This window comes from Variovorax sp. GW823-FHT04F07, from assembly GCF_058795995.1.
Genome location: NZ_JBXAIG010000006.1, coordinates 384,126 through 398,263, shown reverse-complemented (window position 1 = coordinate 398,263; position 14,138 = coordinate 384,126). Strand labels below are relative to the sequence as shown.

Below are 14,138 nucleotides of genomic sequence, written 5' to 3'. Positions count from 1 at the left end.
CCGCGAATGTCCCCCGGGGCTTCGCCCCTCCTCCTTGATTTCGCTGCGGGAAGCACCCAGTGTCCTGGGCACGGGACACAGCGCTGGCGTGCAGCCGATCAACGACCGCGCTGCCCCACGCTTACGCCGATGGGGTGCCTTGCGCAGCGAAATTAAGGAGGAGGGCGAAGCCCGGGGGACATTCGCGGAGCAAGGTGCCCCGTCGGCGTGAGCGTCGCCCTGAAAAATCAGAGCCGGAACGTTTGCAGATGCTCGATGCGCTCGGCCAAGCCTTCCTGCCCCAGGTAATGCCCCCGCGTCCCATCGCGCATCTGCGCGAGCGTGGTTTCCAGTTCGACCAACATCGCATCGCGATCCGCCACGAAGGCCGGCGGCACGTCGATGCCGATCTGCGCGCAGGCGTCGGCGATCAGGTGCGCGCTGGCGGGCGCACCGCAGGCTGCGCACTTCACGATGGCCGCCACGGTCGGCTCGGCGCCGTTGTCCAGCAGGGCGCTCGTGAGTTCGGGCGAGATCTGGCCGTCGATGTTGCGCAGCACGTCGGATGCCACCGGCGCGCCTGCGCGCACCAGCGCTGCCGCGGCGGCGAAGGCGCTGTGTCCCACGGCCACGTCGGTGGCGAGTGCACTGCCTTCATGCGGCCCTTCGAAGTTCAGGCCTGCGGCGGCAAGTTCGGCGACCAGCGCAGCGTCGTCGGTGGCAATCGCGTGGCGCAGTGCCGCGCGTGCGAGCGCCGGGTGATGGCGCAGCGTGCCGTCTGCAAGCGGGGTGCGCCAGTCGACGATGGCGCGGCAATAGAAGGTGACCAGCTTGTCCATCAGGTCGAGGTCCAGCCCGTAGCCTTCGTGGCGGTCGTCGAGGTAGGCGAGCAGCGCCTGCCCCGAGAAGTAGTCGCCTGTCGGCGCCAGCGGGTCTTCGTCGAGATGCAGCGCCGCGAAGGCGCCGTACAGGTCGGCCGCGACTGGGCTCAGGCCGTCTTCGTGCAGCGCGTGCGTCCAGGCCGGCGGCAGGCCCTGCTTCCACGCGATGACCTGGCCGTGCGTGGCGCCGGGCTCGACCACCGCGTAGACGCGGTCGCAGTACTCGAAGCCGCCGAAGGGCAGGTGCGTGAGCTTGCCGCTCCAGGGCGTGCCGCTGTCTTCGGCCCCTTCCTCGGCGAGTTCCTGCTCATGTTCGATCCAGCCCTGCAGGTCGCGGTAGCCGTCGCTGCCGTCCCAGAACAGCTCCGACCAGCTGACGCTCTCGACATTGCCGTTCATCGGCAACGCCAGGTCGTAGTCAAGGCGTCCGCCCGCCGTGTGCTGCCACAGCGCGACCAGCGCTTCAGGCAGCGGGCCGGCGCACAAGGCCTGCACCGCATCGATCTGCTGCTGCGGCATCGGCGGCTGCGCGTCGAAGATCACGCGATCGGCGAACAGCACGACGCCATGTTCGCGCAGGGTGGAGAGCTCTTCGGCAGAGAACGAGGTGTTGTTGTTCATGGCAGCGGCCTCCGTGTTCTCCAAAATGTAGCGCTTTGCGCCGAGGGAGCAACCCTCGTTCGCCCGGGGCTGCTGCAAGCCCCTGCATGACGCACTACAGATTGGTGCGCAGCTTCCAGATCTCGGGGAACAACACCACGTCGAGCATCTTGCGCAAGTAGCTCACGCCCCCCGTGCCGCCGGTGCCGCGCTTGAAGCCGATCACGCGCTCCACGGTGGTCACGTGGCGGAAGCGCCAGAGGCGGAAGGCGTCTTCGAGGTCGGTGAGTTTTTCGCCGAGCTGGTACAGGTCCCAGTGGTCGTGCGGGTTGCGATACACCGTGAGCCAGGCGGCCTCGACGCCGTCGCTCGATTCGTAGGGCTGGGTCCAGTCGCGCTCCAGCCGGTCGGCGGGCACGGGCAGGCCGTGGCGTGCGAGCAGGCGCAGCGACTCGTCGTACAGCGAGGGCGCGCGGTAGGCCGCGTCCACCTGCGCGAGCAGGTCGGCGCGGTGGGCGTGGGGCTTGAGCATGGCGGCGTTCTTGTTGCCGAGCAGGAACTCGATGCAGCGGTACTGCGCGCTCTGAAAGCCGCTGGAGTTGGCGAGGTAGGGGCGCATGGCCGTGTACTCGGGCGGCGTCATGGTGGAGAGCACGGTCCATGCGCTCACCAGTTGTTCCATGATGCGGCTCACGCGCGCGAGCATCTTGAAGGCGTCGGGCAGGCGCTCTTGCGCGATGCACTGCACGGCGGCGTGCAACTCGTGCAGCATGAGCTTCATCCAGAGTTCGCTGGTCTGGTGCTGCACGATGAACAGCATCTCGTCGTGCGCGGGCGACAGCGGATGCTGCGCGTTGAGGATCTCGTCGAGGTGCAGGTAGTCGCCATAGCTCATGGACTTGCTGAAGTCCAGCTGCGCCTTCTCTTCGTGGACGATGGACTCGGGGGTCTTGTTGTTGTCGTTGTCGGTGCTCATGTCACTGCGTTCTTGCGGTTGAATTCGGCGCGTCGCCACTCGCCGGTCTCGAGCACCTGCACGAGGTGTTCGACCGAGTGCCACACATCCTCGAAGCCGAGGTACAGCGGCGTGAAGCCGAAGCGCAGGATGTCGGGCATCTGCGAATCGCCGGCGCGGTAGTCGCCGATCACGCCGCGTGCGATCAGCGCCTGCACGATGGCGTAGGCGCCTTCTTCACGGCTGAGGCAGACCTGCGAGCCGCGCAACGCGTGGTCGCGCGGCGTGACGAGCGAGAGGCCTTGTCCTGCGCAGCGTTGCTCGACCAATTGGATGAACAGGTCGGTGAGCGCGAGCGACTTGGTGCGCAGCGCGGCCATCGCACCGCCGGTGCCGTTGAAGGCTTCGGCGGCCAGCACGGTGTCGAGTCCGCATTCGAGCCCGGCCAAGGCGATGACCGGTTGCGTGCCGCACAGGTAGCGGCCGACGCCTGGCGCGGGGCGGTAGTGCGGCGTGAACTCGAAGGGCGCCGCGTGGCCCCACCAGCCTGACAGCGGCTGCTCGAACTGGCCTGCGTGCTTCGTGTTCACCCAGGCAAAAGCGGGCGCGCCGGGGCCACCGTTGAGGTACTTGTAGCCGCAGCCGATCGCGTAGTCGGCGTTGCTGTCGTTGAGCGCCACGGGCACGGCGCCCGCGCTGTGCGCCAGGTCCCACACGGTGAGCGCGCCCGCGGCGTGCGCGGCGGCGGTGACGGCCTTCATGTCGTGCATGGCACCGGTGCGGTAATTGACGTGCGTGAGCATGAGCACGGCGACTTCGTCGGTCAGTGCGGCTGGGAGCTCACTCGCATCGATCAGCTTCAGCGTGAAGCCGCGTTCACGGCACAGCGATTCGGCGATGTACAGGTCGGTGGGGAAGTTGCTGCGCTCGCTCACCACCAGCTTGCGGCCGCTTGCCTTCTGCTGCGAGAGCGCGGCGAACAGCACCTTGTAGAGATTGACGGAGGTGCTGTCGGTGCACACCACTTCGCCCGGCGCGGCGCCGATCAGGCGGGCCACCTTGTCGCCCAGGCGCTGCGGCAGGTCGAACCAGCTCGCGGTGTTCCACGAGCGGATGAGGCCTTCGCCCCATTCCTTGGCCACCACTTCGGCGATGCGCGCGGGCGCGGCCTTGGGCAGCACGCCGAGCGAGTTGCCGTCGAGGTAGAGCACGCCCTCGGGCAGGGTGAATTGGTCGCGCAGGGCGCGCAGCGGGTCTTGCGCGTCGAGGGCGCGGCAGTCGGCGAGGGTCGTCGTCATGGAAGGGAGGGTTTCAGCGGGGAAGTTCGCGCAGCACGGCGCGCACGGGGGAGGCATCGGCGCTTGTCAGCTTGAGCGGCAGCGCGATGAGTTCGTAGTCGCCCTCGGGCACGTCGTCGAGCACGAGGTTCTCGAGCACGCGCAGGTCGAGGTGGCGGATGCGCTGGTGGCTGTCGAGCGTCTTGCTGTCGGCCGGGTCGATGCTGGCGGTGTCGATGCCGATGAGCTTCACGCCCATGGCCGCCAGGCGCTCGACGGTGGCGGGTGCATAGGCCGCGAGCTGCGGGTCCCAGCGGTCGACGGGCATGGCCGGGTAGGTGCGCACGAGCACGCGCGGGGGCAGCGTGTCGTTCACGGCGTGCGCAATGTGCTCCCAGGTGACCAGCGGGCCGCGGCCGATCGCGTGGATCACGCGGCAGGGGCCGAGAAAGGGCGTGAGGTCGACCTGGCCGATGGTCTGGCCTTCGGGGGCGTAGTGCAGCGGCGCGTCGGCATGGGTGCCCACGTGCGGCGACAGCGTGATCGCGCTCACGTTGACCGGGCAGCCGGGGCCGATGGTGGCGCACCACTGCTGCGAATACGGCGTGTCGCCCGGGAACACCGGGCTGCCGGCGTGCACGGGGGCGGAGATGTCCCAGAGTCGGAGCGGGGCGGTCATGGCGGGCGGCAGGGCGAAGGAAGAAAAAGGGCAGTGTGGGCCGGTTGGAGTCGGTCCACAAGGGGCCGGCGGGTGCCGAATGCTATGCGCAGTGACTGCCTTGCGTCGAGAAGTTATTCATCAATCGTCGAAAGATTGAATAATCTATTCAATCAACGGAAATTGGAGAACAGATCATGCAAGCCGACCTCGACCGAACCGACCTCCAGCTGCTGCGCGCGCTGCAGGACAACGCCCGCCTGACCTCGGGCGAGTTGGCGCAGATGGCGCACCTGTCGCAGTCGCCGTGCTGGCGGCGGGTGAAGAAGCTGGAGGACGACGGCGTGATCGGCGGCTACCACGCGGGCCTGAACCGGCGCGCGCTGGGTTTCGGCGTGCTGGCCTTCGTGATGGTCGGCATCGACCACCAGACCGAGATCTCGTCGCGCGCCTTCGAGGACGCGGTGTGCGCGATCCCCGAGGTGGTGATGTTCCACGGCATCTCGGGGCCGGCGGATTTCATCCTCGTGGTGGTCGCGAAGGACCTCGATGCGTATTCCGACCTGCTGCAGCGCAAGCTGCACCGCCTGCCGGGCGTGCGTCATGTGCAGACGCATTTCTCGCTGCAGGAGTTCAAGGGGCAGCTCGGTGGTCTGCCGGTGCCCCTAGCCTGAGCGGTCAGTGGAGCTCGTCTGGCAGCATGGGCAGCCCATGCCGCAGGCGCGCGCGCTGGCAGGCGTCGCTGCCGGCCTGCAGCTCGTGGCAGGGGTTGGGGCGCCATTCGTAGATGCCGCAGGCCACCGACTGGCCGATCTTGCCGGTGAGCGCGGCGCAGCGCGCCGGCGTGTGGTCGGTGCCGCGCATGCGGCAAAGCGCGTCGTTCACGTCGACCGCCAGGCCCGAGGGCACGCGGCCGCCGTGGTCGTCGAGCTCGTGCACGCTGAAGTCGACGCGGTAGCTGGCGCAGCAGGCGCCGCAGGTCTGGCAGGGATTCATGGGGCGAGCAGCGCGGCGTCACGCACGCGCTGCAGCATGCGGCGGCGGATCAGCCCGCTCGCGGGGCGGATCAGCAGCCAGTAGGCGGTGAAGCGGCGCTGCGCGGCGGCATCGCCGCACCAGACCCGGGTCCGGGTGGTGAGGCGCGTGCCCGTGCCCTCGGGCTCGGCCGTGAAGTGAAGCACCAGCTTGGCCAGGCCCGTGGCATCGAGCGCGGCGAAGGCCGGGCCGTCGGCCAGCGGGACCAAGCCGTAGTCGAAGCGCCAGAAGCGGCCGGCCAGGCCGAAGGCCAGTTCACGTTCGCCGTCGCGCCCCAGCGGCGTGAAGTCCGAGAAGCCGAAGGCCTCGCGCTGGCGCAGCGTGGGAGCGGCAAGGCCGAGCCGGCTGGCCAGCCGGTTCGGCAGTTCGCGCAGCGCGATCAGGCTGCGCGCCACGGGGTCGTCGGTGATCTCGGGGCGGGCCGCCATGTCGAGCACGCGCGCGGGCGGCGCTGGAACGTGGAGGCTGTGCGTCTCCGCGAACTGGTAGCGCGGCAGGTAGCGGTTCATCAGCTCCATGCGGCGCCTGGGTGGGTCAGCGGTGGGGTGCCGGTCAGAGCCTGCCGAGCAGCAGGAACTCCATCAGCGCCTTCTGCGCGTGCAGGCGGTTCTCGGCCTCGTCCCAAACGACCGACTGCGGGCCGTCGATGACCTCGGCCTGCACTTCCTCGCCGCGGTGCGCGGGCAGGCAGTGCATGAAGAGGGCGTCGGTCTGGGCGATGCGCATCATGTCCTCGTCGACGCACCAGTCGGCGAAGGCCTTGCGGCGCGCCTCGTTCTCGGCCTCGTAGCCCATGCTGGTCCACACGTCGGTGGTGACGAGGTCGGCGCCGCGGCAGGCTTCCATCGGGTCCTGGAAGACCTTGTAGCTGTCGCCCGAGCGGATGCCGGCGATCGACTGGTCCACCTCGTAGCCGCTGGGCGTGCTCACGTGCACGGTGAAGCCCAGGATCTCGGCGGCCTGCAGCCAGGTGTTGGCCATGTTGTTGCCGTCGCCCACCCACGCCACCGTCTTGCCCTGGATCGAGCCGCGGTGCTCGATGTAGGTGAAGATGTCCGCCAGGATCTGGCAGGGGTGGAACTCGTTGGTCAGGCCGTTGATGACGGGCACGCGCGAGTGCGCGGCGAAGGCGTCAATCTTGGTCTGCTCGTAGGTGCGGATCATCACCAGGTCGACCATGCGGCTGATGACCTTGGCGCTGTCCTCGATGGGCTCGGCGCGGCCCAGCTGGCTGTCGCCCGTGGTCAGGTGCACCACGCTGCCGCCGAGCTGGTACATGCCAGCCTCGAAGCTCACGCGGGTGCGCGTGCTGGCCTTCTCGAAGATCATGGCCAGCGTGCGGTCGACCAGCGGCTGGTGCTTTTCATACGTCTTGAACTTCTTCTTGATGATCGCCATGCGATCGAAGAGGTAGACGTACTCGTCGGCCGTGAGGTCCGAGAACTGCAGGTAGTGGCGCAGGGCGTTCGGTGCGGCGGCGGTCGTCATTGCGCAACGGGCTCCGAGAGGAAGGTTTTGACGATCGGCGCGAGGATCGCAACGATCTCGTCGGCTTCGGCAATGCTCAGGATGAGCGGCGGCACGAGGCGGATCACCTTGTCGGCCGTCACGCTCAGCAGCAGGCCGGCGTCGCAGGCGCGGTTCAGGATCGCGCCGCAGGGGCGGTCGAGCTCGATGCCCAGCATCAGGCCCTGGCCGCGGATTTCCTTGACGCCCGGCAGGCTGCCGATTTCGCGCTCCAGCGCGGCCTTCAGGTGCGCGCCCACGGTGGCGGCGTTCTCGAGCAGCTTGTGCTCTTCCATGATGCGGATGGTTTCCACACCGGCGCGCATGGCCAGCGGGTTGCCGCCGAAGGTGGTGCCGTGGTTGCCCGGGCCGAAGATGTTGGCGGCCTTGGGGCCGGCCACGACGGCGCCGATCGGCACGCCCGAGCCCAGGCCCTTGGCCAGCGGCATCACGTCGGGCTTGATGCCCGCCCACTGGTGGGCGAACCACTTGCCGGTGCGGCCCATGCCGCACTGCACTTCGTCGATCATCATGAGCCAGTCGCGCTCGTCGCACAGCTGGCGCACCTGCTGGAGGTAGTCGACGCGCATCGGGTTGATGCCGCCTTCGCCCTGGATGGTTTCGAAGAACACGGCGACCACGTTGGGGTTGCCTTCGGTGGCCTTCTTCAGCGCCTCGATGTCGTTCAGCGGCACGCGGATGAAGCCTTCGACCAGCGGGCCGAAGCCGGCCTGCACCTTGGGGTTGCCGGTGGCCGACAGCGTGGCGATGCTGCGACCGTGGAAGGCGGCTTCGTAGACGACGATCTCGGGGCGCTCGATGCCCTTGTCATGGCCGTACTTGCGGGCCAGTTTCAGGGCGGCTTCGTTGGCTTCCAGGCCGGTGCAGCAGAAGAAGGCGTTGGTCAGGCCCGACAGCTCGGTGAGCTTGGTGGCGAGCTGTTCCTGGCCGGTCACGTGGTAGTAGTTGGAGCTGTGGATCAGCTTGGTCAGCTGGTCTTGCAGTGCGGGCACCAGCTCGGGGTGGTTGTGGCCCAGCGTGTTCACGGCAATGCCGCCCAGGCCGTCGAGGTAGGCCTTGCCCGTGGTGTCCCAGACTCGGCAGCCCTGGCCGTGCGACAGCGCGATCGGCAGGCGACCGTAGGTGTTCATGACGTGGGGCGAGGTGGGTTGCTGGGCGGTGGCGCTCATTCGGTACTCCAGATAGGGAACACGAATTCTAGGCGTGCGATTTGACGGCTTCGTTGAGGATTCCGCATCACAGCAATGCCCCCCATTCAGGATGCAAAAAGGGCCCCGGATACAATCGCTTGCTGCACCGCAGCACCTGTTCCGGTCGCCTCACTTCACGATGATTTCCCCCAACGCCAAAGAAATCTTCATCCAGGGCATCACCCACGATGGCCGCACTTTTCGTCCCAGCGACTGGGCCGAACGCCTCGCCGGCGTCATGTGCTCCTTCCGCCCCGGCGGCGCCTACCCGGGCAGCCACCTGAGCTATTCGCCTTGGTGCATTCCCACGACCATCAACGGCGTGAAATGCGTGGTGGTGAACCGCGCCCTGCGCGACGCCGAGCCCATGGCCTGGGACTTCTGCGTGAACTTCGCCAAAGACAACAACCTCCAGGTGGCCGAGGCCTGCCTGGTGCCCGACCCGGCGGACACGCCGCCCCCTCCCAAAAAGGCCTGACTTCCAGGCCTTTTTCTTTTCTGCGCGGGCCGCTCTGGCCTGGGCACTTTTCGAGCGCCCATGAAAAAACCGCCCGAAGGCGGTTTTTCACTTTTGCTTGCTGCAGCGCACCCCGATCAAACGGCGGACCGGAGGATTCCGGTCCGGGCTTGCCTGACAGGTGTCAGGCGGCGGCCTTTTCAGGCGCCAGGGCGAGGGCCTTGACCTTGGCCGACAGGCGGCTCTTGTCGCGGGCGGCCTTGTTCTTGTGGAAGATGCCCTTGTCGGCGACGGTGTCGACGATGCTCTGGGCCTTCGCGAACAGTTCGCTTGCCTTGGTCTTGTCGCCAGCCAGAACAGCCTTTTCGACGTTCTTGACAGCGGTACGGTATTTGGAGCGCAGCGAGGTGTTCGCAGCGTTGAGCTTGACGTCCTGGCGGACGCGCTTGCGGCCCGACGCGAGGCGCGGGTTCTTCTTCTTGGGCTTGGCGGATGCCATATTTAGTGTTCCTTAGGTGTCTGAGGATGATGCAGCAAAGCCCTCCATTATAGGCCGGGTTCCGGTTTTTGCCGAATTGCCTGCTTTTGACACCTTTCGCAGCCCTACACTCGCCCCCGTGTCCCTGTTCAAATCCGCCTCCACCGTCTCCCTGCTGACCCTCGCTTCGCGGATCACGGGCCTCGTGCGCGACGTGCTGTTTGCCTCGGTGTTCGGCGTCAGCGCGCTCACCGACGCCTTCAACGTCGCCTTTCGCATCCCCAACCTGTTTCGCCGCGTGTTCGGCGAGGGCGCCTTCAGCCAGGCCTTCGTGCCGGTGCTGGCCGCGCGCAAGACCGAGGCGGGGCAGGAGGGCGCCCGGGAGCTGGTCGACCACGTCGCCACGCTGCTGACCTGGGCCCTGGTGGTGCTGTGCGTGGCCGGCGTGGCCGGCGCGCCGCTGCTGGTCTGGGCCATGGCCAGCGGCCTGCAGGGCTTCGACGCCGCCGTGGTCATGACGCGCTGGATGTTCCCCTACATCGGCTTCATGTCGCTGGTGGCGCTGGCGGGCGGCATCCTCAACACCTGGCGCAAGTTCGCGGTGCCGGCGGCGTCGCCGGTGCTGCTCAACATCGCGCTGATCCTGTCGATCTCCATCGGCGCGCCGCTGTTTCGCCGCTGCGGCATCGAGCCGATCTACGCCCAGTGCGTGGGCGTGATGGTCGGCGGCGTGCTGCAGCTGGCCCTGCAGATCCCGGCGCTGCGCGCATTGGGGCTCCTGCCGCGCATCGGCGCCAGCTTCAAGGCGCTGCGCGCCGCGTGGACCGATCCGACCACCCGCAAGGTCATGAAGCTCATGCTGCCGGCGCTGCTGGGCGTGAGCGTGGCGCAGATCTCGCTGCTCATCAACACACAGATCGCCTCGCACCTGGCCACCGGCAGCGTGACCTGGGTCACCAACGCCGACCGGCTGATGGAATTCCCCACCGCCATGCTCGGCGTGGCGCTGGGCGTGGTGCTGATGCCGCAGCTCGCGGGCGCCCGCGCCGCCAAGGACGACGCGCGCTACTCCTCGCTGCTCGACTGGGGCCTGCGCCTCGTGGTGCTGCTGGCGGCGCCGTGCGCCGTGGCGCTGCTGCTGTTCGCCAAACCGCTCGTGGCCGTGCTGTTCCACAACGGCGCCTACACCGGCGAGGACGTGGGCCGCACCACCGTGGCGCTCATGGGCTACGGCGTGGGGCTGGTCGGCCTCGTGGCCGTGAAGGTGCTCGCGCCCGGCTACTACGCCAAGCACGACACGCGCACGCCCATGCTGATCGCCGTGACGGTGCTGGTGTTCACGCAGGTGCTCAACTTCTTCCTGGTGCCGCTGCTGCAGCACGCGGCGCTGACGCTGACCATCGGCATCGGTGCGCTGGTCAACGCGCTGTGGCTGCTGATCGGCCTGATCCGGCGCGGCAGCTACACCCCCGAGCCCGGCTGGGGCAAGTTCGCGCTGCAGGTGCTGCTGGGCACCGTGGTGCTGGCGGCCCTGCTGGCCTGGGGCGCGCATTATTTCGATTGGGTCGGCCTGCGCGCGCAGCGCCTGCACCGCATCGGCCTTCTGGCCGCGCTCATCGTCGGCGCCGCGCTGCTCTATTTCGCCGTGCTCACCGCCGCAGGCGTGCGCCTGCGCAGTTTCATGCGCCGCTGAAGCGCCGTTGGCGAGCCGGAAAACACTGCCTTGACGCTCCCCGCGGGCTCCTCTACAAAGCCATATGACGTTCAGCTACCAGGTTCCCACGGCACTGGAATATTTCGAGTCGCTGGTCGGCAGCGATGACCACTTTCCGCTGCTCGAAGCGGCGGCCAGCATCGCGCAGGACGAATACCCCGAACTCGACGTGCAGCAGGTGCTGGGCGACGTCGACCAGTTGCTCGCGCGCCTCAAGCGCCGCCTGCCGGCCGACGCCGCGCCGCTGGCTCGGCTGCGCGCGCTGAACCAGTTCTTCTTCAGCGACCTGAATTTCGGCGGCAACGTCAACGACTACTACGACCCCGACAACAGCTACCTGAACGCCGTGCTGCGCACCCGCCGCGGCATTCCGATCTCGCTGGCCGTGCTGTGGATGGAGCTGGCCCAGGGCCTGGGCCTGCAGACGCGCGGCATCAGCTTCCCGGGGCATTTCATGGTCAAGGTCACGCTGCCCAAGGGGCAGGTCGTGATCGATCCGTTCACCGGCAAGTCGCTCTCGCGCGAAGAGCTGGGCGAGCGGCTCGAACCCTACAAGCGCGGCAATGGGCTGGTCGGCGAGTTCGACGTGCCGCTGGGCCTGTACCTGCAGCCCGCGAGCCCGCGCGAGATCATCGCGCGCATGCTGCGCAACCTGAAGGAAGTGCACCACGCGCAGGAAGACTGGCCGCGCTACATCGCGGTGCAGAACCGCCTCATTGCGCTCTTGCCCACCGCCTGGGGCGAGCACCGCGACCGCGGCGTGGCGCATGCCGAGCAGGGCCATGCGGCGCTGGCCGTGCGCGACCTCGAAACCTACCTCGCCAACGCCGAAGACGCGCTCGACATCGACGCGATCGCCGAGCGCGTGGCGCTGCTGCGGCGCCTGGCCAACTGACCCGCCACAACAGCCCCAACGCCATGACCGACACCCGCACCGGCGTGAGCGCGGCGCCCGACCTGGGCACGCTGCACGAATTCCACGGCGTGCAGCCGGTGCTGCCGGTGTCCGACGTCTCGCGCGCCGCGCGCTGGTTTTCCGAGGTGCTGGGTTTCGAGATCGACTTCATCGCCGGCGAGCCGCCCAGCTACGCCCGCGTGATGAAGGGCGACCGCAGCTATGGCGACCCGGTGTACCTGCGCCTGTGGCAATGCGGCAGCCGTGAGGCCCGGCCCTGGCGCGGCGAAATCGTGATCCACGTCGGCAAGGACATCGACGGCCTGCACGCCGCCTATGTGAAGCGCGGCGTGACCATCATCGAGCCGCCCACGTCCCAGCCCTGGGGCCTGCGCGAATTCGCGATCCGCGAACCCGACGGCCACGTGCTGCGGTTCTGCGGCTATCTCTGAAACACAAAATTACAAGCAGATCGATGCGGCCGTGTCGATCCGTGGCCCGCTCGCGCGACGTGTGAACAGGAGCACGCAGATTCCGGCGTCTCCCGATCCCCACCCACTTTCAGGAGAAACGACATGCGATTCATGGTTCTGGTCAAGGCGAGCAAGGACTCCGAAGCCGGCGTGATGCCGAGCACCGAGATCCTCACCGAGATGGGCCGGTTCAACGAGGAACTGGTCAAGGCCGGCGTGCTGCTGGCGGGCGAGGGGCTGCACCCGTCGTCCAAGGGCGCGCGTGTGCGCTGCGAAGGCAAGAAGCGCACCGTCATCGACGGCCCCTTCACCGAGACCAAGGAGCTGCTCGCGGGCTTCTGGCTGCTGCAGGTCAAGTCGAAGGAAGAGGCCATTGAATGGATCAAGCGCAGCCCGTTCCAGGAAGGCGAGATCGAGATCCGCCAGGTCTTCGAGGCCACCGATTTCGGCGAGGCCATGACGCCCGAGCTGCTGGCGCAGGAAGACCGCCTGCGCGCCGAGTCGGCTGCCAAGGCCGGCCGCTGAACTTCATCCATTCCTCGAAGGAGAAACGATCATGCGATTCATGCTGCTGATGATTCCCCACGGCTACGAAAGCGCGGCGCCCGGCACCGTGCCCGACGACGTCGAACGCGTGGGGTCGATGATGGCTTTCAACGAGTCCCTGCAGAAGGCCGGCGTGCTGATCGGCTGCGAGGGCCTGCATCCGCCGTCGATGGGCGCGCGCGTGAGCTTTCCGGGCGGCAAGCCGAAGGTGGTCGACGGCCCCTTCGCCGAGGCCAAGGAAGTGCTGGGCGGCTACTGGCTGATCGATGTTGCTTCGCGCGCCGAGGCTATCGAATGGGCGAGCCGCTGCCCGGGCAGCGAAGACGAGGTCATCGAGATCCGTCAGGTGCAGGAGATGGAGGACTTCTCGCCCGAGGTGCAGGACGTGGCGAGCGAGTTCACGTCGATGCAGCAGACGCTCAAGAAGTGAAAGTGAGCGGGGCCTAGTCGTCCCGCACCAGCCGGATGCCCACCAGCGTGTAGCGCGTGTCCGGCGCATTCCAGTTGCGGTACGACGAGCGGGCATAGAAAGCCCAGGTGTGCCAGGAGCCGCCGCGGCGCACCCGCACGGTGCCCGTGGCCGGGCCCTGGGGGTCGTCGACCGGTGAGCGCGCGTAGTATTCGTCGCCATGCCAGTCGGCCACCCACTCCCACGCATTGCCGTGCATGTCGTAGAGGCCCCAGGCGTTCGGCGCGAAGCTGCCGACCGGGGCGGTGAAGGCAAAACCGTCGTCGCCCGCGAGCGCCATCGCGCGCCAGCGCGGCCAATGGGCGGCGCTGCGCGTGTCGAACACATTGGCCCCGCGCAGCAGCGTGGCCGGATCGTCCCCCGTGCTGTAGCGCGTGCGCGTGCCGGCGCGGCAGGCGTACTCCCACTCGGCCTCGGTCGGCAGGCGGTAGCGCCGGCCCTCCGTCTTGCTCAGCCAGGCGGCCAGCGCCTGCGCGTCGTTCCAGCTCACGTTGACCACCGGGTGGTCGTCGCCCTGCGCGAAGCCCGGGTTGCGCCACGAGTAGCGCGGGTCGCGGCCTTCGAAGGCGTCGCCGCGCCGCGTGGTGGCGGGGTCGTAGTCGGCGCGCCAGCCGTAGCCGCCGGTGCCGTCGGCCACCGATTCGGGCACGTGACCCGAGGCCTCGAGGAAGCGCCGGAACTGGCCCACCGTCACCTCGTGCCGGCCCATCCAGAACGCCCGCGTGATGCGCACCTTGTGCACCGGCCCTTCGTCGGCCAGCTGGGTGAAGCGCTCCTTGGGCAGTTGGGGGTAGTCGCGAGCCAGCGCGTCGGGCGCCTCGTCGCTGCCCATGAGGAATTCGCCGGCCGGCAATCGCACGAAGGCCATGCCCAGGCTGTTACGTTCCACGGCGAGGTCGTCCGCCCCGGCGCCGCCGCAGGCGAGGCCGAATGCGAAACCCAGGCTCCACAAGACGAGGCGTGGTGTCATGGCCGCATGCTATCCGGCCCGCCGGGCCGCAGCG

At 68.1% G+C, this 14,138-nt stretch carries 17 protein-coding genes; 7 read left to right on the top strand and 10 right to left on the bottom strand.

The features are described from left to right. Positions 1-227 precede the first annotated feature (227 nt). The 4 genes from AC1RAA_RS26065 to kynB form a co-directional block, all read right to left on the bottom strand. Complete coding sequence (locus AC1RAA_RS26065; RefSeq protein WP_492728305.1) at positions 228-1,481, bottom strand: SMI1/KNR4 family protein; 1,254 nt, start codon at positions 1,479-1,481, stop codon at positions 228-230. Between the two features lie 94 nt (positions 1,482-1,575). Continuing rightward, positions 1,576-2,436, bottom strand: a complete 861-nt coding sequence (gene kynA, locus AC1RAA_RS26060) for a tryptophan 2,3-dioxygenase (RefSeq protein WP_492728303.1) — start codon at positions 2,434-2,436, stop codon at positions 1,576-1,578. Next, on the bottom strand, positions 2,433-3,713 hold the full coding sequence (kynU, locus tag AC1RAA_RS26055; protein ID WP_492728301.1) for a kynureninase: 1,281 nt from the start codon (positions 3,711-3,713) through the stop codon (positions 2,433-2,435). The genes kynA and kynU overlap by 4 nt, the downstream gene beginning before the upstream one ends. Positions 3,714-3,726: 13 nt before the next feature. Next, complete coding sequence (kynB, locus tag AC1RAA_RS26050) at positions 3,727-4,371, bottom strand: arylformamidase (RefSeq protein WP_159273237.1); 645 nt, start codon at positions 4,369-4,371, stop codon at positions 3,727-3,729. 176 nt (positions 4,372-4,547) lie between these two features. Between kynB and AC1RAA_RS26045 the strand changes: the two genes are divergently transcribed. Continuing rightward, the gene (locus AC1RAA_RS26045; protein WP_492728299.1) at positions 4,548-5,024 is read left to right on the top strand and encodes an Lrp/AsnC family transcriptional regulator; all 477 of its coding nucleotides are present in this window, start codon (positions 4,548-4,550) and stop codon (positions 5,022-5,024) included. 4 nt (positions 5,025-5,028) lie between these two features. Here AC1RAA_RS26045 and AC1RAA_RS26040 read toward each other — a convergent pair whose 3' ends face one another. The 4 genes from AC1RAA_RS26040 to AC1RAA_RS26025 are packed head-to-tail and all read right to left on the bottom strand — an operon-like array spanning position 5,029 to position 8,081. Then, a complete protein-coding gene (locus AC1RAA_RS26040; protein WP_492728297.1) occupies positions 5,029-5,346 on the bottom strand; it encodes a YkgJ family cysteine cluster protein in 318 nt (105 codons plus the stop codon). Next, positions 5,343-5,903, bottom strand: coding sequence for a hypothetical protein (locus tag AC1RAA_RS26035; protein ID WP_492728295.1), 561 nt, complete (start codon positions 5,901-5,903; stop codon positions 5,343-5,345). Before AC1RAA_RS26035 ends, AC1RAA_RS26040 begins: the two co-directional genes overlap by 4 nt. 34 nt (positions 5,904-5,937) lie before the next feature. Next, a complete protein-coding gene (gene argF / locus AC1RAA_RS26030; protein ID WP_139706507.1) occupies positions 5,938-6,873 on the bottom strand; it encodes an ornithine carbamoyltransferase in 936 nt (311 codons plus the stop codon). After that, positions 6,870-8,081 (bottom strand): acetylornithine/succinylornithine family transaminase, encoded by a 1,212-nt coding sequence (locus AC1RAA_RS26025; protein WP_487848954.1) that lies wholly within the window; start codon positions 8,079-8,081, stop codon positions 6,870-6,872. The genes argF and AC1RAA_RS26025 overlap by 4 nt, the downstream gene beginning before the upstream one ends. 160 nt (positions 8,082-8,241) lie before the next feature. Here AC1RAA_RS26025 and AC1RAA_RS26020 point away from each other — a divergent pair, with 160 nt between their 5' ends. Further along, positions 8,242-8,580, top strand: coding sequence for a DUF3579 domain-containing protein (locus AC1RAA_RS26020; protein WP_119558463.1), 339 nt, complete (start codon positions 8,242-8,244; stop codon positions 8,578-8,580). Between the two features lie 163 nt (positions 8,581-8,743). On the opposite strand, the gene rpsT is transcribed toward AC1RAA_RS26020, so the two are convergent. Further along, the gene (rpsT, locus tag AC1RAA_RS26015; protein ID WP_056571937.1) at positions 8,744-9,058 is read right to left on the bottom strand and encodes a 30S ribosomal protein S20; all 315 of its coding nucleotides are present in this window, start codon (positions 9,056-9,058) and stop codon (positions 8,744-8,746) included. Positions 9,059-9,176: 118 nt separating this feature from the next. Here rpsT and murJ point away from each other — a divergent pair, with 118 nt between their 5' ends. From murJ to AC1RAA_RS25990, 5 genes are all read left to right on the top strand, one after another. Further along, positions 9,177-10,730 carry a murein biosynthesis integral membrane protein MurJ gene (gene murJ / locus AC1RAA_RS26010; protein ID WP_492728293.1) on the top strand — a complete coding sequence of 518 codons (1,554 nt, stop codon included), beginning with the start codon at positions 9,177-9,179 and terminating at the stop codon, positions 10,728-10,730. 64 nt (positions 10,731-10,794) lie between these two features. Next, a complete protein-coding gene (locus tag AC1RAA_RS26005; protein ID WP_062477211.1) occupies positions 10,795-11,646 on the top strand; it encodes a SirB1 family protein in 852 nt (283 codons plus the stop codon). 23 nt (positions 11,647-11,669) lie between these two features. Next, positions 11,670-12,098 (top strand): bleomycin resistance protein, encoded by a 429-nt coding sequence (locus AC1RAA_RS26000; protein WP_056571928.1) that lies wholly within the window; start codon positions 11,670-11,672, stop codon positions 12,096-12,098. A 123-nt stretch (positions 12,099-12,221) separates the two neighbouring features. After that, a complete protein-coding gene (locus AC1RAA_RS25995) occupies positions 12,222-12,644 on the top strand; it encodes a YciI family protein (protein WP_095950564.1) in 423 nt (140 codons plus the stop codon). Between the two features lie 31 nt (positions 12,645-12,675). Next, positions 12,676-13,095 (top strand): YciI family protein, encoded by a 420-nt coding sequence (locus tag AC1RAA_RS25990; protein ID WP_159275680.1) that lies wholly within the window; start codon positions 12,676-12,678, stop codon positions 13,093-13,095. A gap of 13 nt (positions 13,096-13,108) precedes the next feature. Here the strand turns inward: AC1RAA_RS25990 and AC1RAA_RS25985 are convergent, their stop codons facing one another. Further along, positions 13,109-14,104, bottom strand: coding sequence for a formylglycine-generating enzyme family protein (locus AC1RAA_RS25985; protein ID WP_492728290.1), 996 nt, complete (start codon positions 14,102-14,104; stop codon positions 13,109-13,111). Between the last annotated feature and the right edge of the window lie 34 nt (positions 14,105-14,138).

Excerpts from the sequence above, each read along its gene's own strand:
- AC1RAA_RS26065 (WP_492728305.1), bottom strand. The coding sequence starts at position 1,481 with ATGAACAACAACACCTCGTTCTCTGCCGAAGAGCTCTCCACCCTGCGC.
- kynA (WP_492728303.1), bottom strand. The coding sequence starts at position 2,436 with ATGAGCACCGACAACGACAACAACAAGACCCCCGAGTCCATCGTCCAC.
- kynU (WP_492728301.1), bottom strand. The coding sequence starts at position 3,713 with ATGACGACGACCCTCGCCGACTGCCGCGCCCTCGACGCGCAAGACCCG.
- kynB (WP_159273237.1), bottom strand. The coding sequence starts at position 4,371 with ATGACCGCCCCGCTCCGACTCTGGGACATCTCCGCCCCCGTGCACGCC.
- AC1RAA_RS26045 (WP_492728299.1), top strand. The coding sequence starts at position 4,548 with ATGCAAGCCGACCTCGACCGAACCGACCTCCAGCTGCTGCGCGCGCTG.
- AC1RAA_RS26040 (WP_492728297.1), bottom strand. The coding sequence starts at position 5,346 with ATGAATCCCTGCCAGACCTGCGGCGCCTGCTGCGCCAGCTACCGCGTC.
- AC1RAA_RS26035 (WP_492728295.1), bottom strand. The coding sequence starts at position 5,903 with ATGGAGCTGATGAACCGCTACCTGCCGCGCTACCAGTTCGCGGAGACG.
- argF (WP_139706507.1), bottom strand. The coding sequence starts at position 6,873 with ATGACGACCGCCGCCGCACCGAACGCCCTGCGCCACTACCTGCAGTTC.
- AC1RAA_RS26025 (WP_487848954.1), bottom strand. The coding sequence starts at position 8,081 with ATGAGCGCCACCGCCCAGCAACCCACCTCGCCCCACGTCATGAACACC.
- AC1RAA_RS26020 (WP_119558463.1), top strand. The coding sequence starts at position 8,242 with ATGATTTCCCCCAACGCCAAAGAAATCTTCATCCAGGGCATCACCCAC.
- rpsT (WP_056571937.1), bottom strand. The coding sequence starts at position 9,058 with ATGGCATCCGCCAAGCCCAAGAAGAAGAACCCGCGCCTCGCGTCGGGC.
- AC1RAA_RS26005 (WP_062477211.1), top strand. The coding sequence starts at position 10,795 with ATGACGTTCAGCTACCAGGTTCCCACGGCACTGGAATATTTCGAGTCG.
- AC1RAA_RS26000 (WP_056571928.1), top strand. The coding sequence starts at position 11,670 with ATGACCGACACCCGCACCGGCGTGAGCGCGGCGCCCGACCTGGGCACG.
- AC1RAA_RS25995 (WP_095950564.1), top strand. The coding sequence starts at position 12,222 with ATGCGATTCATGGTTCTGGTCAAGGCGAGCAAGGACTCCGAAGCCGGC.
- AC1RAA_RS25990 (WP_159275680.1), top strand. The coding sequence starts at position 12,676 with ATGCGATTCATGCTGCTGATGATTCCCCACGGCTACGAAAGCGCGGCG.
- AC1RAA_RS25985 (WP_492728290.1), bottom strand. The coding sequence starts at position 14,104 with ATGACACCACGCCTCGTCTTGTGGAGCCTGGGTTTCGCATTCGGCCTC.